Below are 24588 nucleotides of genomic sequence, written 5' to 3' on the forward strand. Positions count from 1 at the left end.
TTCAATTAAAAACGGTCGATCTGCACAATCTCATCAACCGGCAACTTACCAATGCGCGGATAAGGTTGGCCGATGCCCTTGCCAATCGCCACCATCAGCGCAATCTGGTAGTGCTCTGGCTTATTGATGATTTTGCCCACGGCGTCAAAATCAAAGCCGTCCATTGGGCAAGAGTCATAACCCTGAGCCTTGGCTGCCAGCATCAACGTCTGAGCAAACAGGCCGCTGCTGCGCATCACTTCATCACGCTGTACCTGAGCCTTACCACGGTAATATTGGTCGACAGCAGGCAACATAAACTGTTGCACCGGTTCCGCCGCTTCACGCCAGATGTTTTTCACCTGGGATTCCCAACTGGACAGATCGCCACACAGCACAACCAGCATCGAGGCATCAGTCACCTGCGCCTGGCCCCAGGCCACCTCGCGGATATGCTCTCGCTGGGCACGATCTTCGATCAACAACGGGCGCCAATGCTGCAGGTTGAAAGCACTAGGGGTGTTTTGCAGGGCAATATTGAGCAGCGCCTTCTTCTCATCCAGCGTCATTACATGCTGGGTATCGAACTGTTTGGTCGCGCGGCGTTGCTCAATAGCGTCAAGTGTATGCATTACTTCATGTCCTTTGATTAAGTTAACCCGCTTATTGTCGCTTTTTCGCAGCCTCTGTCCACCGGGATTTGTGCTCCGTTTGGCTCAGGGCATCCCCTGCCGCCGTCAAGTAAAATAGCAACGTCTTTTTTCACATTTTTTACCTCCCCCCATCAGGCATAGATAAAAGCGTCAATAACATACGTTTTTATAATGAAACAATGGGCTGATATTTTAATTTTGAATAACAGAAACTACTACGCATGCATTTTTATAGACAACCCCAGTTGTTTATAGTTAATCTGTATTACTGATGACAAGGGTGGGTCCCACTGTGCTAATCTTGGCAATATTGTTAAAAAAGCATACTTAGTGTACACTTTTTCAAGCTTGGGTTTCCGCCCTAATAAAGGGAGTGACTCAGATGGACAAAGAGAAAGAAACACGGACTTTTTTCGGTCATCAATCCCCGGCCATGGCTGAATTGTCAGAACAAATTAGCCATAGTTTGAGTGAAAGCCCATTAGCGCCTGAAGAAAAAATGGCGCTAATAATGAAACGATGTATTTCGTTGTTTGGCATAATGAAAACCGACTCCGCTGAAATGAAAGTCTCAGATGGGCGTACCTATTGGTAACAGAACCCAGACAGGTCATGAAGACCAAGCACAAGTATTAGAGTTAGATCATAGTATCACGCGTGAGCAGAACGTACAGCATCATCCTATTCACTTTATTAAACCTATTGATAAGTCCTCGCCCCTGTTAGCGATGGCAATTTCTGACAATGAGCTTATAGAAGCGATATTTTATTTTTACAGAATAAATACGACAGGACAGTTAGAGCTTTACTACGAAATTAAACTGACGGAAGCCAGCATTGTCGATATTACATGTATCTATCCGCATTCCATAAATGATAATGATATGATGCCGCATGAGAAGATCGTCCTTAAATATAAATCCATTTCCTGGAATCACCGGATGGCCGGTACGTCTGGTTATAGCATTTGGGATGATAGGGTCTTTTAAGCGTTAACGGCATAAACCGTGTCTATAACATAATCGTATAGGCTGTATGATAAGACAGGGGGCAGTGAATCTCTTATTGATACAGCCATTTTCCCGCTTTTGCGGATTCTATGAACATATTGACCGTGAGTGGTTTGTATACTCTTCGTTGTAGCTTCTTCCACCACAACCATACAGGCCATTCCGGTTCAAAGTATTCATCCAAATCAAAGTTATCATGCGATATCTTGTAACGTGTGAACAGGTCAACGAGCATTTCCTCTAACTCTTCCTGAACAAAATTAAAGTGCTCTTGAAAAGTCCATTCTTTAAGGACGGGCTTTTTATGCAGACTATATTTTTCAGTGAGGTATGTTAGGATTTCGTTTTCATCGACCATTAGAAAGGCGTCCATTCAATACGGTGTTCAGGTCGTGCAATCAGATTGTATTTATTCCGTGTTTCTTTAGCTATGATGCTAAAAACGATCATCGCCTGTGCGTAACCCACATAGGGGGCATATCGCCCTACGGCTGTCCCGATCTTGCTGGTCATACGGGTTTTCATAAAACCGACAGGCGTTTCTACTTGTCCAGCAAAACGCATATCTTTAAAGATCCTTCGAGAGGCTATAGAGGCTATGCTTGTCCCCCAGGTTGATTTCCCTAACCCTTTTTGTTTTGGTATCAGAGGCCAGCCAATGATGATCATCGCCGCGCTTTCTATGGTAAGCCCTTCATGCTTGGCAAACTCTTCTACAAAAATTATCCAAAACAATTCTTGAGCGGTGACATTGTCTATTCCGTGATAGTAATACGTGCCATTGAGTTCTTCGGTAGTATCCATTCTACCCATTCTCCACATCAAGTAATGGTTATCATCATACCACTTTCAACAATGAGTTTAAAACTGGTGCGCACTGGCATTCTGCTGGCGTTCCCAACGCATCAACAAGCGGTTGCTTACCTTAGGCAGCGGGTTGATTGTGGTCGCTGAAGTGCTGTTGCGCGTTGGCTTCTTCAATATCCAATAACCGCAGACTTCCCTAGTCACATGGGGGGCGCCAGAAGCCCCCCATGAATTACTTCATCGTTTTGGCATCGTTATTGGCATATACCTGATGGCGTTTGTGCATTTCCAGCGCGTCATTGTAGTTGTTATACAAGGTCTGATAGCGTTCCGCACAGTAAACAACCAGCAACGGCAACAATGCACAAAGGTATAGCGGGATAAATTGCGGAGTGATCTTCAATGCCGCAAACACCAGGCAGATCGCAATAGCCCACAGCTGCGAAGCCAGCAGCCAGAGCAGACCACGCTGCCAACGCGTCAGCTTGCCGGTGAACGCCCAGGGAGCAGCAGGCACAGAGTGGGCGTCCAGCGTGCCATTGAGTAACTCCCCAAACAGCACATAACGTCGTGTCCGGCTGGCAAACGCCAGCATAAACAGCGTCACCGCCCCCACCAGGATCATAAACGCGACGATAAAAGCAGGATCGGCATAGCCGGGAACCAGGCTAAATGCGGGCTTACGGGCAATCGGCAAGACCAGGGCGAAATTGGTTAGCAGATTCAATAGCAAATCTTCGGCCACCAATCTTGACAAGCGGCGCTGCCGAGGGCGATAGCTTTCGGGCTCACTGTAGGACTTCAAGGCCAGCAGGATATTGAACGGCGCTGATTTGCCTAACTGAACCACCATCAAGGCTGGCAGCACCAAGACACCAAGCAGCACAATCAAGGGATAATGCCAGTCTGGGCCGCACAGCCATATCAGTCCGCTCAGTGCCGCCGCCAGGCACAGTATGACCAAAGAAGCCCAGCCAGGCTGGTACAGCAATTTCGCCATCCCTGCTGTTTTACGCTCTTTATACTGGCCCGCGACCGCTTGCGGGTTTTTAAACACCCTCAAGGTAAATACGCTATACGCCCAGTAACCTTGACCATCGCGCATCATGCTCCAGACAATCGACAGACAGATCGCCCCCAATCCGGCAATCATCTCCGGCAGAGTAATGTCAATGACGTTGCGGATCAATGACGAGGTCAGAATAGCGGAGACCAACACCACGGGGATCACGGCTCCTCGCATGTATCTTTGGCTGAAAGTAGTCAATATTGGCATCATATCGCCCTTATCCCGCATGCTTAACGCTGCTGCCAACGATATGGTAATAGTGTTGGATATGGTAATCCTCGACAGCCCCGTAGTGCTCCGCCAACAGGTGGCTGAGGATTTTCTTGTTGCTGATCTCCAGGTAGCGTCGATGTCCCATCTGGGCCCACCGATCCATACTTTCACGCCAGCGCACGGTATGGATAAGGTGCAACGCCAGGTTTTCCTTGATCTGCGCCACGCTATATTCCGCCTTGCCACTGCTGTTCATGATCAGCGGGCAAACCGGCGCAGAAAATGGCAGGTCGGCCAATGCCTGGCGCATCTGTGCCACTCCATCATGCATCAACGGTGTATGCCAGGCGCCATTGACGCCCAACTTGATAGTATTTACCCCATGGCGCGCCAGATGATTAACCAGGGTTTTAACTGCGGTCAGTTCCCCTCCTACCACTTGCTGTTGATGCCCGTTGTCACAGCACACGTTGAGTACGGTTCCCAACCCAAGATTGTCGATCTGCTCGCGCAGCGCATCATGGCTGTAGGGTTTGACCACATACATCGCCCCTTTGCGCTGTTCGGCCAGGTTTTGCATGATGGTCGCGCGCAGCGTGATCGCGCGGAACAGCGTTTCCAGATCCATTACCCCGGCGGCATACAGCGCGGTATATTCACCTGCGCTATGCCCGGCATAACCGCTTTCCAACACGGGAGTCCGTTCGCGTAACAACGTCAGCATGGCGGCGTTAACGGTGGTGACGGCCAACTGCTGATAAAGGGTTTTGGTCAGGCGTGTCATCGGCCCTTTCTGGCACAGTTTGCGTACATCCAGCCCGGAAACATCGCTGGCACAATCCCACACCGCCCTGGTGCCCGGTGAAACATCACAGACATCGCTGCCCATGCCGATCGCCGGGGATCCTTGTCCTGGGAAAATCATCATCCAACCGTCCGCGACGTGAGTTGCGGCCGGTGTATTACCAATTGATTCGCATACCTGCATAGATATTTCCTTTTTCTCCGAAGGTGCCAAACTCACTCTCTTTACTGCCGAAGCTGGCGGCAACGCCGGTGTAAGCCTCAATGTTGTTTTTGAGCGGCGTGCTCAGGTGCAGATTCAGCACGTTGCTGCCATCCACCAGGTTGACCATGCCGGAGACCGACCAGTCGATACTGCCGACCTGCTCTTTATTGGTGCGCGTATAGAGGGTGAGGTAGTGTTTGCCGAGCAGGTCGCCGCCCCGCCCAACGTTATCGGTTTCTGCCGCCATCATGCGGGAGTACTGCTGATAGGCGTTACGGATATCCGCCATGAACGATGTCGGTAGCGGTGGCAATGACTGCCCGTAACCCCCATTAACGAAGCGAATGGTGTCGACGTTGTCCTGCCACTCACTGCGGCTGTAGCCCTGGCTCTGACCATAATATTCCGCGCCGTATTCGCTTTGGTCGCCAGTGGTGTAACGCAGGCCAACGCCGATATCCGCTTGCACACCATTGGCGCGCATTTTGAACGGCTCCTGCACATTGGCAAGTTGGCGCATGGCACGTGCGCAAGCCATGTCCAGATGACGCCAGGTCTGCCCATGGGAAATCGCCCCCTCAACGCTGAGGATCAGCATATCCGTCAGGTTGCCACTAGTACCTAACGCCACGGTTTTCCGCTCGCCAGCCAGTAGTGAAAAAGTCGGGTTGAACGCCTTCAGCCCGGTCGCGGTGTAACTGGCATAGTATCTGTCGGTACTGTTGGTACGCAGGATCGCGTCCCATTCCGAAGCGGCTTCCTGACGCTGGTTGTTGCGCTTGAGGCGCGGAAAGGCCGCTAACGTGAAGGTCCCTTCATTGCGGTACCATGAGCTGCTGATGCCATACGCCCCTTCATCGTAGAAGTTGCGCCCGCGCTCCCCCAGGCCAAACACTCGTACGCTACGCATATTGCTGCTGATATTGCGCAGCAGGTCGAGCGGCGCAACCGAGAACAGATAACCACTGGTTTTACGTACCTTACCGGCATCGATGTACCCACTGTCGCTGACCGCCCAACTGGCAGTAGCCTCGTTGAGTATGCCCAGCCCCTGGCGGCGCTGATCCTCCAGAACTCCCGGCTGACGTGCCTGGATAGCGTACTCACCGCTGGCCTGCGCCTTGACGCTGAGGGTTTCGGTCAACGTGCAGCGCGCCACGCCGGAAAGGTACAGATTGGCTATAGCGTTGTTACGAAATGCCGGGGCGTCAAACTGCCATAATGAGTCCGAGGAATGGGACGATATCCCCTCCATGCCCGCGTAACCGCGCTGGATAAGACAGTCAACCGCCCAACCGCTGCTACTATAGGCACCCACCAGCAGCAGAACCCCGCTCATCGGGGATCGCCTGCTCGCCATCAACCGTTCAACCTCAGCAGATACTCTTTCTGAAAGTTGCTTTCCGGCAACGATTCCAACCGGATGTCGCTGTAACGCATGGTGGTGTAGTTATCCTTGCGCAGCGCGTCTTCCACCACGATGGTAGTTGGCCGCATCTGGCCCAACACCTGCTGATAATCGCGATAGTACGAACGCTTGATCGGCACACCGTCGGCGGAAAGGAAATCGGCCCGGCTAGGGAAACCAGTGTCTTTTTCCACCCAGTAACCGATCGCTGGATAAGTGACATAGGGCCAACGGCGCTGTAACGAAAGTTTGTAGCAGATCGTCTGGCCACAGGCCTCTTCACCCACCAACCGGGAGATATAGGAGTAATCAAAGTCTGCGGCAACCACGTCACCGTTAGAGATCTGCCCCACCAGGCGTTGCTGGCGGGAAATGGGGATCGGCCGCCGCAGGTCTGGTGCGTAATACCACATTTTGTCCAGATCGGAGAGCAAGGCTTTACCTTTGTCACGTACCGGGGAGATAAAGCGCACCAGCGCACGCGCATCCCCTTTCTCTACCTGCTCCGAAGGCTTATAGAAGCGCATGGAAATATCCAGCACCTGCTGGTTCTCCGTGACATCACGCCCTCCCTTATGTTCCAGCAATGTCAGCGTATAGCGGAAAGGCCGGTCGGGTGCCCTCACTCTATCGGCACGACGGATAATCTCACGGGCCTGCAGATCCTCCTGGATCAGGCTATTCAGTTGATGACGATCCAACGGATCTGCCGCCTGAGCCATAACCGACAGACCCAGTAAAATCAGGCATCCAGCTAATTGATATTTCATGGGAACGCTCCTTGTTTATGGGGCTATATATCCAGCATCATGCCAAGATCGGCAATCAGGGTGCTGCCACGTATCGCACTCGACTGGTCAGAGACCAGAAACGCGGTAATGTTGGCCACCTCTTCCGGCTCCACCTTCCAGCGGCGCGGTGCGTTATTCCAACGTTCGAACATTGCTGACCACAGTTCGTCCAGGTACGGCAACATATCGGTATTCACCACCCCGGCGCAGATGCCGTTGACCCGGATATTGCGGTCATACAGTTCCACCTCCAGGTAGCTCACCAGATTTTCCAGTGCCGATTTAGCGATGCCGAGCGGGTATTTTTCCAATACGCGCTGGCTGCCTAGACTGGAAATCACGCAGATCGTACCGCCCTGAGGCATCATCGGTACCACTTCCTGTACGCAGGCGGTGTTGCCGATCAGGTTGGTATTGAGCAACAGCTTCCAGTCGCTGCGCGTCATGTCCATAAAGGCTTTGAACGGCGCGGCGGCGGCATTCAGCACCAGATGATCGATACGTTCGATCCCCTGCTGTCTGAGCTTTTTCACCATTTCACTGATATCGCGCGGTTCGGCGATATCCGCTTTGGCCAAGGTCACCTTCACGCGGGTTTCTGCGGCGACAAAGCGTTGCAGATTGGCCGCACTTTTCCCCTGATCCTTGCGGTAGTTGAGGATCAGGTCATAGCCCTCTTGCGCCAGTTTTTCGGCGATCGCCATACCAATGCCACGGCCTGCGCCGGTAATGAGTACGGTTTGTCCCTTTGACATGTCTCTTCTCTCCCTGAGGGTTTAAACAAAGCGGAATGCTTGCGCTATAACCAGTTTCGATGCCCGGCGTGCCGGGATAATGGACGCTATCAATGCGGTCACCAGCGGCAACGCACAGGAGAACCAGAACAGATTGAAGTCCTGATCCCACAGCACAAAGGCCAGATAGCCCTGGGTATAACCAGGCGAAGGCGGCATCGGTATGCCGTTGATATTGATCAGTGCAGCGATAAGCATGCCGAAGCTGACGCTCAGCGCCGAGCCAATAATGCCAATGATGATCCCTTCCAGCACAAACAGGCGGCCAATATAGGATTGGTTTAGGCCCAGTGCGCGCAGCGTGGCGATTTCGCGCGTACGCTCAATGACATTCATCATCAAGGTGTTGCCGATCATGAACACCACGATGACGCTGACGATGGATTTGATAAACAGGAAGATCCCTTCAAACAGGTTCACCACCTGATGATAGAAAATGGCCAACTCATCCCAGGAACGCGCTTCCAGCTTGAGCTGATGCTGGTCAATGAGCTGGTTGATCCGCGCTAACACTTCTTCTGTTTGGTTGGTGTCCTGCAGCATGATGATGATTTTACTGACATCCTGGGTCTGCAACAGACGCTGGGCCGTTTGCAGCGGCATCTTGATCGCCGTATCGTCGTATTCTTTGATGCCGGACTGGAAGACGCCGCGCACCTGAGAAGACATGGCGTTTTGCCCACCTTGCGGGTTGACCACCAACATATCGACCCAGTCGCCATAGCCCGCCGACAAGGCATTAGCGATACCAGAACCCAGGGTGATGTCCTGCTGCTCAACCCGCGACAGGTCGCTACCAGAAATGATTTTATCCAGCGAGCCCAATACCAACGAGGTTAGAGGTTCGATCCCCACACCGGTAAAGAAGGTGGAAGCTCCCTTGTCATACTGGGAAATGATGCCGGTAAACGCCAGTTGCCCGGTAATGGTGGCGATCTTCGGTGCAATCACCGGATCGGCCTGCAGGAGCTCCTTCAGCTCATCGTAGTTATCGATGGTGTACTGCAGCGAATTGTTGGCCCCGCTGCTGAGGTAGCCTTGCTGATAAAGTTGAATATGCCCCAGGTTGGTACGGATGGTTTGTTCACGCAGCGCCCAGAACGAGTAATCGACAAACCCGCCAAAGATAAATACCGCCACCCCTCCCAGAGTGATCGCCAGTAGCGTCACCCCGGAACGACGGCGCTGGCGAAACAGATTGAGGAAGGTATAACGGATATCGGTAGGTTTACGGATCGCCGTCACGATCACCACCAACAAAGCGTAAATGATAATTATGTTGGCAACCCAGAACAGGATATTCATCATAGCGGCACCTCCGTCAGCGGCTGGATGATGGCGTTCAGTTCAGCAGGCGTCCATTCAGGTACCGTACTTTGCTCGGACAGACGTTTCCCCTCTGCGCCCTGCTGTGCCAACGCCGCCCAGGCCGCCTTGGCATCGGCCACACGTTGGCAACTGGCCAGCGCATGGGCGGACATCAGCGTGATCATCGGTTTTAAATCAGCGGGCACCGCCGGGTTCTGCTGCAAATAATCCAGGTCTTTCAAGGCCACGACGCAACGGCCATGGCTGGCTGGAACAAATGCATCCATCCGCACACGCAGAAAGCGCATCTGCCAGTCGCTCTCTTCGCTTTCTGCCGCTTCATCTATGTAGAAAAAACCCAGTTTTGAGGTTTCTGCCGCACGCATATAATTCTTCTTGGCCAGAAAATCCGTGGCCATAAACAGTTGTGCGTAGCCATAAAACATTTTGGCAATGTGGCGATCCGGGTACTGTTGATACAAAGCTTGCAATTGGCTGGCCGCACGGGTCAACGTACTCATTGGCGCTTGGGAATTAACCGCCAGGATCGCCTGTAAGTTGGGGTTGTCCTGCGCTTCCTGCAAACCAGTGGCCTGCGACAGCCCACTGACCAACACCAATAAAGTGACAGCGTAACGCTTAAGCGATAACAACATCATTTTCCAACTCCCCATCCCTGATTTCCAACACCCGTTTGGCCCGATCGCGCAGCGTCAATGAATGGGTGGAAATAATAAACGTGGTTTTCAGTTCCTGATTCATGGTAAGCAGCAGATCGACGATCTCCTGCCCGGTACGAGTATCCAGATTGCCCGTGGGTTCATCGGCAACGATCAAGCGTGGGCGTTTCACTAGCGCACGGGCGATCGCCACGCGCTGCTGCTGCCCGCCGGAAAGCTCGCCGGGCGTGCGTTTGTAGTGCGCCGCCAACCCCACTTTTTCGATCATGTCCATCACCTGGTCCTGCGCAACGCGGCGACTGAAGCCGTTAAGCATCAGTGGGTAATAAACGTTATCGAACACGCTCAGTACCGGCAGCAGGTTAAAGAACTGGAATACGAAGCCGATAGCATCAGCACGCAGGCGAGCGGTTTGTTGGTCATTGAGCGTGGAAAGATCGTTACCCAGCAAATAGACATGGCCACTGGTGGGATAATCGATACCGCCCATCAGATTGAGCAACGTGCTTTTACCACTGCCGGACGGCCCACATAACGCGATAAACTCGCCGTCATGGATTTCGGTGGTAATCGATCCCAGCGCCACAATGGCACCCGGCCCTTTACCAAAGCGTTTGCCTGCCTGTTGCATCGACACCACAGGCAGAGGTTGTGCACTATGTAGGGTGGTCATGATGTTCCCCGATGATTTGACAGTAAGTGACAGGCTTGTGGTATCCAGTTCTCCAGCAACCAGGCTCCTCCCTCACCGTCGAGCACACTCAACAAGCTGTGCCCGGTGATATTGCTTTGCAGTAGGTACTGCCAGGCCAACGCCGGATTCATGCAGCCGCTGTCGCCGTAGAGTTCACTGAGCGAGACGCAAGCCAGATCGGCAGGCAACTGTTCAAACGCTTGCCGTTGCACGGCGCGAAATGACAGTGCCGGTGGTGTTACGCCCAACACGGCCTGGGTATCCCTAGCCAGATAACGCTTACAGTGGTCGGCCAACTGCAGTGCGCGCCGCTGGGTAGACCCCGACAAGGCTTGATAATCACTCAAATGCAGAGCAACGCCCTGGCCTGGTTGTTTCTTGAGGATCAGGCAACCGACACGCTCAACGCTGAACTGACTGTTGGCGGGGATCGGCCCCCGTTTGCTGGATGAAGGAAAGTGTTCGGCCTCAGAGAAAACCAATACCGGGAAGCTGCGGAATTGGCCACAGATGATGACGTTATCGGCCATATTACTGTTCAGGCAGTCCTGCGCCATCCGCAACGTACTCAGCAAGCCGTTACGCTCACCGCGCAATTTGCAGGTGAAATCCTTGATGCCGTAATCCCGCACGATACCTTTGGGCAGAATATCGACGCTCAACGAGTCTCGCCAGCTGTTGACCCCTTCAAATACCGATGCTTCCCCCCAGGAATCACAATAAATCAACGCATTACGGTCATTGCGCAGGCGAAACTCCCCCTTGCTCCCCAACTGTGCCACCGCCTGAGCGCAGGCCGCACTCATGTCGTTCAGCCAGCCACGATAATTGGCTTTACGCAGCGCCTCTTCAGGCAGCATTTCACTGTCAATGCCGAAACGACGGAACAACCACTGGTCGCTGCCCGCTTTGGCATTGGCTTGTTTATGCAACCAGGCTTCCCACACGTTGTACCAGCTAGGAAAAAACCGGTGCATTGGCGTGCAGGGTTCCAGCAGGGAAAACCCCACCAGATTGATGGCCGCCGCCGGTATCACTTGTTTAACCGTGTTCATCAGCATCCTCTCTGTTAGCGGAGATCACCATGGCGATGGCCGAACCATCGAGCCCGATGCCAGACTTGAGGATGTGCTGCCGTTTCAGTGCCAACGGTGGGCTATCGGCATGAACATAAATTTGCAGACTGTCGTTAATCGGGTAACGCGTGGTCAACGCCAGCAGACGACGTTGTTGTAGCGCATCCGCCGCCAGCATCAGGTCCAGCAAACCACAGCAGCTCTCCATGTAACCGACCTGCCCCTTGTAACTGACTACCGGAACACCGCCTTTCCCCCAGACTTTTTGCAGCGCCATAGCTTCTGCCTTGTCGCTGGCAATCACCCCATTGGCATGAGGGAAAACGCAGGCAATATCTTGCGCGGTGAGCCCGGCTTCCAGTAGTGCCCGCTCAAACGTCTGGGCAATAGTGCGGAAATCCGCCGTGAAGGAACTGCTGCCCCTGGCACCGCTGCTCTGGCAAAACACTGAGCTACGCAAATTGACAGGCGAAGTAAAGTTGCGTTGACGAGCGTGTTGCTCGCTTTCAACGATCAGCGCCACGACACCGTTGGTGGGTAGAATGCAGCTGTTATGGCTGCTAAACGGTTGTGAACCCTCTTCCCCCAGCATGTCCTGGCCACCCAGGAAGACAATGTCCTGCGTCAACGTTTCAAACCAGCCAATGACCAGCACCAAATCAACCTCATTGGCAGCAATGGCCGAGTGGGCCAAATGGACCGAGGCTAAAGAAGAGTTGCTGGCGCAATAAAGCGAAACCGGTGGCCAACTGAGCTGATAGCTCTGCGTCAGTTGCCACGCCAGCCGATCCTGACCGTAACTCTTGGCATGCAGCCGTTTGATTTTTGGGAATAACCGCAGTTCTTCCTGGTCGTTGCGATCCTGATACCCCATAAAATCAGCAATGTCTGGCCGTTCACCATGGCCTACCAGATAAACCCGAACCCGCTTGCCCTGCAATTGATCCGTTGTCATCCCAGCTCCGGCAAGCGCCTGATTGATAACCGACTGCAGGCGGGTCAACATCGTACCGGCCGGCAGAGGGTCAGCAACATGGTGCGGGTTGCAACTCAAACGCAGATCCTGCCATTCGCTTTCGGTGGCGAACCAGGGCTGTGTGCTGGCCAACCTGCTTTCGCTCAGCCCCTTGATCAGCGCCGGAAAATCCGGCGCATAAGCACTGGTGACGCCCCAACCACTCAGGACGGCATTCTGGATCACGCCATACTCCTCAGCACCACGGCATAGTGATTACCGCCTTCCGTTGCACCCAGCACCAGAGCGTTACGGACGGTTTTCTTCAGCGGTTGGGTGACAAAGGCGATATCCTCCGCACAGAAGTTTTCGGTGTAAGGGATCGGCAGGATTTCACCCCGCTTCATAATCTCCGTGACCACCGCGATATTGAGGATACCGACGCAGGACTCCACCAGACCAAACCAGGCGTTGTAGTTAACAAACGGCAGGTTACGGCGAGCGTCTCCGAAGGCGCTTCGGATCGCCCCAATCTCAACGGCATCACGGGCGGCGGTACCATCACTGGTGCCACAGATCAGATCCACCTCTTCCGGTGCCATATCTGCTTCGTGCAATGCCTGACGAATGGCCACCGCCATGGACTCGATGCGGGCTGGCATATCATCCTTGGCAAAGTAACAGCCATCGCTGGATTTGCCATAGCCGACAATCTCGGCGTGAATGTGGGCCCCACGATCCTGTGCATGTTGTAAATCTTCAATCAGCAGCATGCCCGCACCTTCACCTGGGATATAGCCTGTGCCGTCCTTGCTGTAGATCTGGAAATCAGCCGGGTCGCGTGTCAGCAGCAGATCGCTGTTCAGTGCCTGCAGGCAGATGACGAAGGTGTTCATATTTTCATCCGCCCCCCCTACAATCATCTGCGTTTGCAGATCCTGGCGGACCAACTCGTAGCCGTAAGTCAAAGCACCCAATCCGGCATTGATACCTGTGGCCAGCGAGGTGTTATAGCCCTTGATCCCTTCGGAAATGGAACAGAACGTCGAAATGGCATTCATCAGCGCACCTGGAAACTCGGAGGTCCGCACTTTGGTTGGGTCTGGGAACAGGCTTTGCAGATAACGATCCACCGTCGAATGCGGCCCTTTGGACATGCCAAGGATCATGCCAATCGTCTGGCCATCCCGTTTGATCTTACGCCCGGCGTCGTTCATGGCTTGGGTAAGAGCCAGTAACGCAAAGGTACTGATGGTATTGGCTTTACGCGGATCAAAGCGGCGTAGTGTCTTACGGGCATCCAACCCTTGCACCTGATGCACCCCGCCCGGTTTGTTCAGCTCGTATTCCACATCCTGTGCGCCGAAGTGGTTACTCATGTAGTTAGCCACACCCTGGTTTTTCAGCATGACATTGAGTAATTCACGAAATCCATGGCGCGTATCGTCATCGAGCTCCGGTGAGAAAAGTTGTGACAGTGGCTCCTGCGCCCACATTTTTTCCAGCATGGTTTGCAAGGTGTGGCCCACGGAGCTGACCGCCCCCATGCCGGTGATCGCAACGCGTTTGGGTTGATAATGCGTTACCGGACTCTGCTCTGGCTTGACGCTGGCAATCACACAGCAGTTGTTACCGCCAAAGGCATAGTTGTTCTTCATGAACATCTTGACTTCGGCTTCCTGGAACTCGTTGGGCACGTAGTTGAGATCGCAGTTTGCGCGCGGCGTAGTGAAGTTGAGCGTTGGCAGGATCTTGTTTTCCGGCAAGGTCAGGAAGCAGGCGGTCAGCTCAATAATCCCGGCGGCGCCGATGTTGTGTCCCACATAAGCCTTGGTTGAACTCACCGGAATAGCCATGATATTCGGGAAGACCTTCTTCATGGCCAGCGTTTCGCAGCGATCGTTAGCGTCCGTGCCGGTACCGTGGGCGTTGATATAATCAATATCCTGCGGCCCGATCTCGGCATTCTGCATCGCATGGCGCATCACCTGTACCGCCCCTTCGGCCCGTGGGTCTGGGGCTGTCTCGTGATAGGCATCGCAAGAGGTGGCGTAAGAGACCATCTCACCATAGATCGTCGCGCCACGAGCGACGGCATGTTCGTATTCCTCCAGCAACAAAGCGCCAGCACCTTCGCCAACCGACATCCCTGGGGCACCGGAGAACGGGCTGGACGGCGTACGTTTCATGGCATGGAGCGCGTAAAATCCGGCAAAGGTCGGCAGATAGACAGGCTCGGTGCCAACTACCAGCACCGTGGCATTCTTGCCGTTCTGGATCAGGTCATAACCTATCCCCATCGCATTGGTACTGGCCGTACAGGCGGTAGCGACCAGTTCAAAGCCCCCTTTCAATCCCAGCAGTGAAGAGACAATGGCGCTACAGGAAGAAAAACTGCCGGAGATCATGGCCTTCTTCAACGAGAAGCGCTCCGTCTGGCGTTCGATCAATGGCATAAAGGGCTCGGTACCGGCAGAGGAAACGCCGATGATCAGCCCGGTTTTATCCCGTAGTTCTCCGCGTGGTAACTGCCCTTGCTGCAAAGCCTCATGGCCAACCTTATAGGCCCACAATGAAGCATTATCCAATGAGGCAACGGTATCAGCAGGGAGATCGGGCCAACTCAGAGGCTGTAATACCTCGGAGGCGTTCGCATCCTCGAACCATTCCAGGTACTTTTTGCTGGGCTTGATCCCGCAGGTTTTATTCAGCAGTGCCTGTTTGAACTCGGCAGCGTTAGTGGCAATGGAAGAGAGGTGACCCATACCGGTGATCACCACTCGTTTACGCGTGACTGTCATAGTGTCTTCCGTGTCAGCAAACCAGAAATCAAATGTGAGTGCGCCATGCTGCCATGGCGCAAAATAACGTGATGTTTTAGGGGGTGTTCGGCTTACTCGTTCTCTTCCCTCAGCTTTTGCCATTCAAGCTGTTGCAGTAGATTGCGTGGGCGCGAGCTGTCGACATAACTGTGTTCAGAAGGATTAATCAGGAAGCTGTAGTTACGCGCGAAAGGCACCGCCGACGTAGTCACCGCCACCGGGCCATTAGCCGTTACTACGTGATAGCCATCAATGTCTGCCCAAGCCCAGGCATCGGTCAGGAACAAACGGCCCACACAGGCTTGCAGGTCTGCCGAGTAATCGCAGACGATCACTTCACCGATGCAGTTACCGTCAAACATCACTTTGTCGCCACGCTGCGGGATGGCGTCCGGTTTCCCTGCAATGCTCATCCCCACGATGCGGTGGCTGCAGCCCTGCTCTACGCGTTCGCTCAAACTCGCCAGGCCGGTGAAGGCTTCTTTGTCGTAACGCACTGCCCACTGCATTTGCAAAGCAATCGGGCAGCCAGTATATGAATTGAACATGCCAGGTTCCCAGCAAGGGTTTTCCAGGCGTACTTTCCGCTGGTAGTTCAGCCCGCCGGTACGCATGTCGTACCTTTCGCCAGCCTCCAGCATCTGGGTCCAAACATCGGCCAGCAGATCCTGTGGCCCCATCAGTTTGTAAGAGTACTCGCCGTGTTTGCCGCTGCGCAGCAGGATCAGATCGTCCTCAACGTGCATGTGTTCCTGGTATGGCAGGCCAATCACGTCCATCCCATAAACTTCGGCCAACAGCTCCCAGGCATATGGCCCTTCGAAGTGCAACATGCCCCACTCTGGCGTCAGCGATTCGATCGAGTCGATATCCTCAAACTCGTCTTCATTGCCTGCCAGCTTGGCACGCAGCATCTCGCACAGCGTTTCACCGCTGACCCACTCCGACAGCAACAGAAAACGTTCGTCATCACAGGCGATATACAGGTCGGTAATGATATTGCCTGCTTCATCGAGGATCAGGCTGTACATGGCTTGCTCATCCCGGATCGATGAAACATCGCCGGAAACCAGCTGGTTGAGCAACGACCAGGCGCTGTCACCGTTGATGGCCGCGATGCCAAAATGGGAGTAGTCGGACAGCAGAATGTGTTGACGTACCGCCTTGTGTTCCTCCTCCGCAGCAAAATAACTCAGGGGAATAGCAACGCCGTTACGCTCCCCCATTTCCGCCCCATTCTGCTGATGAATGTCAGTGAGTTTGGTCATTCCTTGTCCGCTCCTGTTGCTGATCCGTTGGTGGTTTCCCCCTGCTTGGCGATAACAAACGAAGTCAGGGTGTTGACGCTACGCATGTAGGAAGGATCGTCACCTTCTGTCACACGGATGCCGAAAATTTCATCCAGCAACACGACGACCTCGGTGGCATCCACCGAATCCAGCTTCAATCCGCTACCAAACAGCGGTGTGTCATCGTCAATCTGATTGACTCTCTGATAGAGGTTCAGGCGTTCTATTAGCCCCGTTTTGATTTTCTCCAGCACAGACTTGCGCTGTTCAATCCTTTCAATAAGCGCGATGTTGCTCATAGCGGCATTACTCCCTGTTAGTTAAACGTACATACCTTTGCCTTCAGCCAGAATGCGATCGGTACGAAAATTGACGATCCGCCCGACGCACGCCACATTCCGGCCAACCCGCGCCTCCACTTCGTAGTGGTGGAACCCGTTCATATCGGCGAACGCCAGGCGGCTTTTGACTTCAATGGTGTCGCCCGGCGCGACCATGCTTTTGTACTTGACGTCCTGAGAGGCCAGCACGCCTAACACGCGCGCCCGCTCGGCTATCACTCGTGCCGTGCCCTCTGGCGTCTGCAACGCCCGTGATACCTCATCAAATTTCTTCAACGGTTGCTGGGTTTCACGCTCATGCAACTGGCAGAAATCGTTCAGCAAACTCAGATATTCACTAGACTGGCCGAAGATCTCGGCGATCATCACGCCAGGCATTACCGGGTTGTCTGGAAAATGCCCCGGAATATAGGATTCATTAAAGGTGACGTGCTTGATCACGGTAATCGAGCCCCTTTCTCCCGGTGAAAAGTCCACTATGCGGTCAACCATAAATATCGGTGCACGCCAGGACCCCATTTTCAGCAGCAGATTGGGCTGGACTAAGCTCTTGTTATAATTAGCCATATAACATTCCTGTCGGTTAACGCATCACCAGGCCGCCATCGGCCACCAAAGTCTGACCAACGATATAGCTGGATGCGTCTGAACTTAAGAAAGCCACCACGTTGGCGATCTCGTCGACACGACCAAGACGTTTCAACGGAATAGCGGACATGACGTTGCGCACGATCTGGCGCGGCACTTTTTTCACCATTCTGGATTCAATCATCCCCGGTGCCACGGCATTGACGCGGATCCCCTTCGAGGCCATTTCGCTGGCCAAGGTGCGGGTAAGGCCAATAATGCCGGCCTTGGCAGCGCTATAATTGCTCTGGCCAAAGCTGGAGGTGATACCGGATATCGAAGATATATTCACCACCGTTGAATTGCGGGCATGGCGCAATAATGGCAACAGCCGTTTGGTCATAGTGAAGGTGCCGTACAGATTGACCTTGATAACCTGATCAAACTCTTCATACGTCAGCGCGGAAAATACGTTGTCTTTGTAGATCCCGGCATTATTAATCAGCACATGTACCTCATGAGCCTGTTTCTCGAGCTCATCGGCCAGTCTGGAAGCCTCACTAACATCGGCAACATTGCACTTCAGGATATGCAGATTATCACCTTGCGGATGAGAGATTTTTAATTTTTCCAGACCGCTATTGTCATGATGGTAAATAGCGAAAACCTTAGCCTGTTGCTCAAGATATTTCTCGCAAATAGCTAAGCCAATATCACCACTCGCGCCGGTGACAACCACATTTTTACCCCCGATATCGGGATAGTGAAACATAGATATTCCCTTATTTTATAATTAACCCAATGCCGCTGCGGCAATGGCATGTGACTGACAGTGAGAAATGCTCAGCGTGGCATGAGTCAATTTTTTTTCCTGCATCAATCTCGCAAATTCACCGCTAAAGAAATAATAAGGGCAGCCCAACTCATCGTGTCTGATTTCGATGTTGTGGAACAGGATCCCCAGGCGGAACCCGGTACCAAGAGCCTTCACGGCAGCTTCTTTGGCTGCCCAGAAGCCAGCCAGTCGTTCGACATTGTCGGCCAAATCCCCCAGTACCTGCTGCTCTGCCGGGGTTAACAAACGCTGTGCCAGCCTATTGCCACTTCGCATTAATGCGGTGTTTACCCGTGCGATCTCAATAATATCCACACCAAGATTCATCCTTTCTGACTCCCATCGTCAAATCCATTGAAGCAGCTTCGTGTGAAAGTGACATAATACGCAGATACAATATGGCAATGATGTCAGAACCTATAACACAATAAAATTGCAATAGGGAATTGTCTGCATTGCTTAAAGAGAATGTTATCGCGAAATGTTTAAAACAATCAATAAAGCCTCAGTAAAAAATATCATCAACAAATAAAATAGAGCATTATTCTAATTGTGAAGCATAAATACAGAATAAAAACCCATAACGCCATTCTAGCTGGTCATATATGTCATTTTTTTATTAATTAAACGGGATTTATTTTTGCAAGAACAATCCCACCGATTAGGATTATTCAAAATAACAACAGATTTAATTCAGGTTAATTCGAGAAATAACCTGAATCAAAGTATTTTACTTTTCATCCTATTTAAAAAATGGCCATTATTAAACTTTCATTCCCGCTGATTTATCTGAATGATCGATAAGTGTGAAGAGTTTTGCATCGTGTCCTGCATTGCGTTGACGCATAATTTTCAAACAGAAAGCGTTTTCAACCATAATGCACCGCTAAAATTCAAACTCCGTCCCCAAAAGAGCCATGATCAAACGAACATCACCTTTGGCAAACCAGGGCTTTGGGAGGCGCAACCTTCCTTTCCGCTTCGCTACTCATTTTTTAATCAATAATCTCTTCGGCTTAGCAGGCCAGTCTGTTACTCTGCCCGACAGTGCTGGGGCCATGGTTCACCAGCAGAATCGGCCAGACTATGAAAACAGCCTAATCAGACTTATCCATGTTAGTTTCGTAGTTTAATAAGTTGAACTGACCATACTCTGCGGTGCAGAATACGCGCAGATGAAATGGAGGTTCGAATGTACCAGATGGGAAATGTCATTAACCAGCAGATGGCGGCGATCTCGCCCCAGGTGCTGACGGTGTTGGAACAAAAGCTGGTAACGGCTAAAGAAAAGATCGCGCTGTGCCTTAACGGTATGGGTGCCCTGATCCTGCAAAAGACCCGCGACTACCTGCATCGCAATGACAACTCCCAACGTTTCCGCCAGTTAGTCGGGCGCACTCCCCCCTTCGAATTGCGCTTTCTGGATGAAGCACTGGGTAAATTCAGCCCTGCATTGCTGACGATGGTGCTTGGCCACAAAGTGAAGCGCCTCACCCAGCTGTTTGTGAGCTTTTATGTGCTGGAAAAACAGGTCGCCGAGCGGCTGTTTTCCGTGGCCTCCGCGGTGGTATTTGGCCTGTTGGGCGAATATCTTCGCCAACGTTCTCTACAATCACCGTCGTTAAAAGGCTGGCTCGAGTGGCAGTTGCCGCAGATTGCCGCAGCCCAACCAACGGCGGTGCTCAACCAGTTGCCTGCGCTTATCCCAGCCGATCCGGCCGTTTCCCGCACCGGGTCGCTGGCGCCCCCCAAACGCCGTATCTGGCCGTGGCTAACGCTGGCGCTGCTATTGGTATCGCTGCTGTTCTCACTGCGTGGTTTTAGCGTGTTACAACCCATGCAGGCCAGCGGCCAGAGCGATGTGACCTACCGCCGGTTGGCCGATGGCAAGCAGCTTCTGTTGTCGCAGCGTAGCGTCGAGAACCTGCTGATCACCTATATTGAGAGCAATGCCCCCACTAGCGAAAAACGTTGGTTTACGCTGGATCGCCTGCAGTTTGACACCAACCGCACCGAGTTAACCCCTGCATCACAAGAACAGCTGAGGAACATCGTCGATATTCTGCGTGCTTATCCAGATGTGGAGATCCAACTGGGGGGCTATACCGATAAGTCGGCCAATGAACAGATGGACCGGCGTTTATCGCAAGATCGTGCCGATGCGGTACGCATGGCGTTGGTCAAAATGGGGATTGGGGAAAGCCGTATCAGCGCAGAAGGTTACGGCTCGGCTTACCCCTTGGTGCCTAACGATAGCGAAGCCAATCGTGTCAAAAACCGCAGAATCGATCTGCGGGTAGTTGAGAAGTAATGGCCACTCAGCCCTTGGCTACTGCCACCACCTTCAACGGCTGAGCATCTGGCAAGATATTCATATGCTCCAGCACCTGGGCCATAATCTTGCCAAATACCGGCCCCGCCACCGAGCCACCAAAGTGTTTGCCTGCCTTGGGGTTATTGACCATGACCACCAGGGCCACCTGCGGATCGCTGGCCGGTGCCACGCCTGCGGTGTAGTTGATATAGCCACCATCGTACTTGCCGTTTGGCCCCATCTTCTCAGCAGTACCCGTCTTGATCGCCAAGCGATAGCCAGGCACTGCGGCACTGAGGCCGCTGCCCCCAGGTAACGCATCGCTCTCCATCATGTGCACCACGGTTTTTACCACCTCTGCAGGCATGACTTGCTGCCCCATGACCGGCGGCGTGACTTTAGTGATGGAAAGCGGACGATAAACACCGAATGAACCAATGGTGGCATATTCGCGCACCATCTGCAGCGGAGTGACGCGCAAACCGTAACCAAAGGAGAAGGTCGCTCGTTCAATATCAGCCCAGCGCGCGCGGTGAGCGGGCAAATAGCCGCTACTTTCGTTACCAATCCCCAAATCGGTTGGCCGCCCAAGGCCAAAACTGCGATAAACGGCAGGCAATACCGTGGCAGGCAGAGCCAACGCAATATGCGAAACCGCAATATCGCTGGATTTTTGCAGCACGCCGGTAATGGTCAATTTCGACCAATGGCCTACGTCTTTGATCAGATGGCCGTTCACCGTATAAGGCGTAGTATCCAGCACGGTATCTGGCCGGATCAGCTTGTGATCCAATCCCACCATCACCACTACCGGTTTAACCGTCGAGCCAGGTTCAAAACTGTCGCTGCTGCAGACATTATGTATGTCTTTCACCGGCGTATTGGCGTAGTTGTTGGGGTTGAAGGAGGGATAGCTGGCCATGCCGAGGATCTCACCGGTATTCACCTTCACCAGCACCGCACAGCCGGAATCGGCCTGGTTGGCGATCACCCCATCGCGGATCTGGGAAAACAGCACGTACTGAATAAATTTGTCGATGCTTAACGTCACGTTCGGTGGCGGCACTGGATCTACGCTTTTGATCACGCCGATGACCGCACCGCTGCCGTCTTTCTGATAGACACGCAGGCCGTTTTTACCCTGCAACAACGGGTTGAAACCCAGCTCAATCCCTTCCAGCCCCTGATTATCCTGCCCCACAATGCCAATCAGCCCGGCGGCGTCTTGCCCCATGGGATAGAAACGGCTGAAGTCCTGCTCGGTGCTAACGCCGGTCAGGTGCAGTTTGCTGATATAGGCCGCATTGTCATCCTCCACCTTGCGTGCCAGATAGACAAAGCGCTTACGGGCGTTGGCCTGGATCAGGTGCTGAACATCAGCAAGCGGCATTTGCAACACGTTAGCCAAACTCTGCCAGCGCTCGGTGCTGGTATCGGTTTGGGTATCGAGGATATGTTTGGGATCCAACACGATGTCTTTGGAAGAGACGCTGACCGCCAGCGCCGCATCGTTACGGTCGGTGATCATCGCTCGGTTGGTGGGCACCACCTGGGTACGAATGGAACGCTGGTCAGCCTGATCGGCCAACTGTTGGTGTTCCAACAGCTGTAAATAGCCGACCCGGAACATCAAGAGAAAAAAGCAGACCAAAATGCCCGCACAAATCCAGCCAAAACGCGCCGTCGAGTAGTTTTTACCGTTTTTCTTGGTTGGAGGAGCCACTGTTAAGCCTACGTTTTTAAACTGATTATTTATCCGCTAAGTCTAACCTGAGTCAGGTTGCCAGAAGGTTGCAGTTTGTAAGAAAGTAAAAACAAACGCGTTTAATGTTGCACATCGTCACTGTCTCCCAACTGCTTCTGGGTAGCGTCGTTTTGCCCCGGCGCTGGCGCATTGGCCGGGTCGAAAATATGGTCCAGGATTGCCCTGGCCGTTGGCCCTGCAACGACACCATCCCCACCCCCGTTTTCCAGAATTAGTGCCATCGCCACCCGCGGGTTTTTATACGGCGCAAACAGGGTGTAGAAAATATGGTCACGCAGGCGTACCGGGATCATTTTGGCATTGTAAGTCTGGTTTTCTTTCAGGCTGAAAACCTGTGAGGTCCCCGATTTGGCCGCTATCTGGTAGGGCGCGGTATGGAACAGCTTATACCCGGTGCCGTTAGGCAGGTTCGCCATGCCATACATACCGTTGCGCACAATTCCCCAATACGGCGATTTGGCCTCGCCAATCTGCGCGGCCTGCTCTGGTGGCCGGTAGCGTTCGACTTCCCGGCCCCGTCTCATCGAATACAACAGATGCGGCGTTTTCACCCTGCCGCTGTTGATCAGCGTGGTCAGCGCTTTCACCATCTGGATCGGCGTAGCGATCCAATACCCCTGGCCAATACCCACCGAGACGGTATCACCTTGGTACCAGCCTTTCTTGTGTACCCGTTGCTTCCATTCCCTGCTCGGCAGCACGCCGCGATATTCCTCGTTCAGATCGATTCCCGTCGGTTGGCCATAGCCAAACTGGCTGAGCCACTGGTGGATCCGGTCGATCCCCATCTCATAGGCGACCTGATAGAAGAAGGTGTCGGCCGACTCCTCGATCGCCTTGGTGACGTTCAGCAGGCCGTGCCCGGTTTTCAACCAGTCGCGATAGCGGCGCTGCGTTCCCGGCAAGGTCCAGGTGGGTGCGCCAAAGAAAGTGGTGGTTGGGGTAATGACACCGGCAAACAGTGCCGATACCGCCATATAAGGTTTTACCGTTGATGCAGGCGGGTATAACCCCTGCGTCACGCGGTTAATCAGCGGTAAATCCGGGTTGCTGAGTAGCGACTTATAAGCCTGATAGCCAATACCTTTGACGAACGGGTTGGGATCGTAGCTAGGGCTGGAGACCATCGCCAGAATACCTCCGTCACGCGGATCGGCAACCACCACCGCCGCCCGTTGCCCTTTGAGCAAGCCTTCAATGTACTGTTGCAGGTGCAGATCCAGCGTCAGATAGATATCTTTGCCCGCCTGGGGTGGCTGTTCCTTCAGCAGGCGAACGATACGCCCGTGGTTATCCACCTCCACTTCCTGATAGCCGGTGGTGCCGTGTAACTCTTTCTCGTAATAGGCTTCCAGCCCCTGTTTGCCAATATTGTGGTCGGCCGCATAGTTTTGCGCCAGGCCCTGCTGCTCCAGCTTTTTAACGTCGTTATCGTTAATGCGGGAGACATACCCCACCACATGAGCCAACTGTGCCCCGTAAGGATATTGCCGCTGCTGGTAGGTCTCGATGGTCACTCCGTCAAAGCGATACTGGTTTACCGCAAAACGAGCCACCTCGGTTTCGCTAAGCCCGGTCTTCAGCGTAACTGGCTTATAGCGGCTATTGTGATGCATATCGTCACGGAAGGCGGCGATATCATCCGGCGTCAAATCTACAATGGGCGTCAGGTTTTGCAACAGCGTTGCCATATCGGCAATCTTGCTGGGGGTCACTTCAATCTGATACAGCTGTATATTGCGCACCAACGGGATGCCGTTGCGATCGAAGATCAGGCCACGATGGGGGGCAATGGGCAGCATCTTGATGTCGTTTTGATTGGAGCGCGTTTGGTAAAACGCATGCTGTTTGATCTGCAACTGATACAGGTTGAAAACCAGCAAGCCAAAACAGGCGACGACCAGCACCATCGCCACGCAGGCACGGCGAATGAACAACGTTTCTTCGGCGGGATGGTCACGGAATGGATCTTGCAATTGGGCCATGCGCAGAGTCTTACCTGTTTGACTGGGCGAAAAGCCGGCAAGCATAGCGTTAATAATCCGGGGGCTACATTAAAAGGTTGCTAATGAGTTGGCATAAATGTTTCAACATATTGGAATGTTGCCAGGATTTGTCAGACAGGCCATAACGACTATTGAGACGCCAATTATTCCAATGCTACAATGTGACGCAGATCACACCAACAACCTAAACCACCGTCTATCCA

The 24588-nt window shown here is 53.1% G+C and carries 24 protein-coding genes; 3 read left to right on the top strand and 21 right to left on the bottom strand.

Annotated elements, in window-relative coordinates; genetic code table 11:
* Positions 1 to 5: 5 nt before the first annotated feature.
* Entirely contained in the window at positions 6 to 611 is a 606-nt protein-coding gene (locus KGP26_RS14350; protein ID WP_024530294.1) for a nitroreductase family protein, read from the bottom strand.
* A gap of 403 nt (positions 612 to 1014) precedes the next feature.
* Between KGP26_RS14350 and KGP26_RS14355 the strand changes: the two genes are divergently transcribed.
* Together KGP26_RS14355 and KGP26_RS14360 are read left to right on the top strand one after the other, a co-directional pair.
* The gene (locus KGP26_RS14355) at positions 1015 to 1227 is read left to right on the top strand and encodes a hypothetical protein (RefSeq protein ID WP_223664132.1); all 213 of its coding nucleotides are present in this window, start codon (positions 1015 to 1017) and stop codon (positions 1225 to 1227) included.
* Positions 1208 to 1621: an Hcp family type VI secretion system effector gene (locus KGP26_RS14360; protein WP_223664133.1), complete on the top strand. Its 414-nt coding sequence runs from the start codon at positions 1208 to 1210 to the stop codon at positions 1619 to 1621. The genes KGP26_RS14355 and KGP26_RS14360 overlap by 20 nt, the downstream gene beginning before the upstream one ends.
* 73 nt (positions 1622 to 1694) lie before the next feature.
* On the opposite strand, the gene KGP26_RS14365 is transcribed toward KGP26_RS14360, so the two are convergent.
* The 18 genes from KGP26_RS14365 to acpS form a co-directional block, all read right to left on the bottom strand.
* On the bottom strand, positions 1695 to 2000 hold the full coding sequence (locus tag KGP26_RS14365) for a DUF1493 family protein (RefSeq protein ID WP_223499563.1): 306 nt from the start codon (positions 1998 to 2000) through the stop codon (positions 1695 to 1697).
* Complete coding sequence (locus KGP26_RS14370) at positions 2000 to 2446, bottom strand: STM2901 family protein (RefSeq protein WP_181817521.1); 447 nt, start codon at positions 2444 to 2446, stop codon at positions 2000 to 2002. Before KGP26_RS14370 ends, KGP26_RS14365 begins: the two co-directional genes overlap by 1 nt.
* Before the next feature lie 235 nt (positions 2447 to 2681).
* Positions 2682 to 3728, bottom strand: a complete 1047-nt coding sequence (locus KGP26_RS14375; protein ID WP_223664135.1) for a hypothetical protein — start codon at positions 3726 to 3728, stop codon at positions 2682 to 2684.
* A gap of 7 nt (positions 3729 to 3735) precedes the next feature.
* The gene (locus KGP26_RS14380) at positions 3736 to 4719 is read right to left on the bottom strand and encodes an ACP S-malonyltransferase (protein WP_223664137.1); all 984 of its coding nucleotides are present in this window, start codon (positions 4717 to 4719) and stop codon (positions 3736 to 3738) included.
* A complete protein-coding gene (locus KGP26_RS14385) occupies positions 4694 to 6079 on the bottom strand; it encodes a hypothetical protein (protein ID WP_223664139.1) in 1386 nt (461 codons plus the stop codon). The genes KGP26_RS14380 and KGP26_RS14385 overlap by 26 nt, the downstream gene beginning before the upstream one ends.
* Positions 6080 to 6099: 20 nt before the next feature.
* Positions 6100 to 6918 (bottom strand): outer membrane lipoprotein-sorting protein, encoded by an 819-nt coding sequence (locus KGP26_RS14390; RefSeq protein ID WP_223664141.1) that lies wholly within the window; start codon positions 6916 to 6918, stop codon positions 6100 to 6102.
* Positions 6919 to 6941: 23 nt separating this feature from the next.
* Positions 6942 to 7694 (bottom strand): SDR family oxidoreductase, encoded by a 753-nt coding sequence (locus KGP26_RS14395; protein WP_021806439.1) that lies wholly within the window; start codon positions 7692 to 7694, stop codon positions 6942 to 6944.
* A gap of 21 nt (positions 7695 to 7715) precedes the next feature.
* Positions 7716 to 9041, bottom strand: a complete 1326-nt coding sequence (locus KGP26_RS14400) for an FtsX-like permease family protein (protein ID WP_223664143.1) — start codon at positions 9039 to 9041, stop codon at positions 7716 to 7718.
* Complete coding sequence (locus KGP26_RS14405; RefSeq protein ID WP_223664144.1) at positions 9038 to 9700, bottom strand: hypothetical protein; 663 nt, start codon at positions 9698 to 9700, stop codon at positions 9038 to 9040. The genes KGP26_RS14400 and KGP26_RS14405 overlap by 4 nt, the downstream gene beginning before the upstream one ends.
* Positions 9681 to 10394, bottom strand: a complete 714-nt coding sequence (locus KGP26_RS14410) for an ABC transporter ATP-binding protein (protein WP_223664145.1) — start codon at positions 10392 to 10394, stop codon at positions 9681 to 9683. The genes KGP26_RS14405 and KGP26_RS14410 overlap by 20 nt, the downstream gene beginning before the upstream one ends.
* Complete coding sequence (locus tag KGP26_RS14415; RefSeq protein WP_223664146.1) at positions 10391 to 11470, bottom strand: hypothetical protein; 1080 nt, start codon at positions 11468 to 11470, stop codon at positions 10391 to 10393. The genes KGP26_RS14410 and KGP26_RS14415 overlap by 4 nt, the downstream gene beginning before the upstream one ends.
* On the bottom strand, positions 11457 to 12692 hold the full coding sequence (locus KGP26_RS14420) for a beta-ketoacyl synthase N-terminal-like domain-containing protein (RefSeq protein WP_223664147.1): 1236 nt from the start codon (positions 12690 to 12692) through the stop codon (positions 11457 to 11459). The genes KGP26_RS14415 and KGP26_RS14420 overlap by 14 nt, the downstream gene beginning before the upstream one ends.
* Positions 12689 to 15247: a beta-ketoacyl-[acyl-carrier-protein] synthase family protein gene (locus KGP26_RS14425; RefSeq protein WP_223664148.1), complete on the bottom strand. Its 2559-nt coding sequence runs from the start codon at positions 15245 to 15247 to the stop codon at positions 12689 to 12691. The genes KGP26_RS14420 and KGP26_RS14425 overlap by 4 nt, the downstream gene beginning before the upstream one ends.
* Positions 15248 to 15339: 92 nt before the next feature.
* Positions 15340 to 16536, bottom strand: coding sequence for an aminomethyl transferase family protein (locus tag KGP26_RS14430; RefSeq protein ID WP_223664149.1), 1197 nt, complete (start codon positions 16534 to 16536; stop codon positions 15340 to 15342).
* Positions 16533 to 16856 (bottom strand): acyl carrier protein, encoded by a 324-nt coding sequence (locus KGP26_RS14435; protein WP_021806447.1) that lies wholly within the window; start codon positions 16854 to 16856, stop codon positions 16533 to 16535. The genes KGP26_RS14430 and KGP26_RS14435 overlap by 4 nt, the downstream gene beginning before the upstream one ends.
* A 21-nt stretch (positions 16857 to 16877) precedes the next feature.
* A complete protein-coding gene (locus KGP26_RS14440; RefSeq protein WP_223664150.1) occupies positions 16878 to 17465 on the bottom strand; it encodes a 3-hydroxyacyl-ACP dehydratase FabZ family protein in 588 nt (195 codons plus the stop codon).
* A gap of 16 nt (positions 17466 to 17481) precedes the next feature.
* On the bottom strand, positions 17482 to 18237 hold the full coding sequence (fabG, locus tag KGP26_RS14445; protein ID WP_223664151.1) for a 3-oxoacyl-ACP reductase FabG: 756 nt from the start codon (positions 18235 to 18237) through the stop codon (positions 17482 to 17484).
* Between the two features lie 21 nt (positions 18238 to 18258).
* A complete protein-coding gene (gene acpS, locus KGP26_RS14450; RefSeq protein WP_245398325.1) occupies positions 18259 to 18615 on the bottom strand; it encodes a holo-ACP synthase in 357 nt (118 codons plus the stop codon).
* 877 nt (positions 18616 to 19492) lie between these two features.
* On the opposite strand from acpS, the gene KGP26_RS14455 reads away from it, so the two are divergent.
* Complete coding sequence (locus KGP26_RS14455; RefSeq protein WP_223664152.1) at positions 19493 to 20611, top strand: OmpA family protein; 1119 nt, start codon at positions 19493 to 19495, stop codon at positions 20609 to 20611.
* A 7-nt stretch (positions 20612 to 20618) separates the two neighbouring features.
* On the opposite strand, the gene KGP26_RS14460 is transcribed toward KGP26_RS14455, so the two are convergent.
* Positions 20619 to 22337: a penicillin-binding transpeptidase domain-containing protein gene (locus KGP26_RS14460; protein WP_021177914.1), complete on the bottom strand. Its 1719-nt coding sequence runs from the start codon at positions 22335 to 22337 to the stop codon at positions 20619 to 20621.
* Positions 22338 to 22438: 101 nt separating this feature from the next.
* Positions 22439 to 24364, bottom strand: a complete 1926-nt coding sequence (gene mrdA / locus KGP26_RS14465) for a penicillin-binding protein 2 (RefSeq protein WP_115158979.1) — start codon at positions 24362 to 24364, stop codon at positions 22439 to 22441.
* Positions 24365 to 24588 lie beyond the last annotated feature (224 nt).

Source organism: Serratia sp. JSRIV002, assembly GCF_019968725.1.
Classification (GTDB): Bacteria; Pseudomonadota; Gammaproteobacteria; order Enterobacterales; family Enterobacteriaceae; genus Chania; species Chania fonticola_B.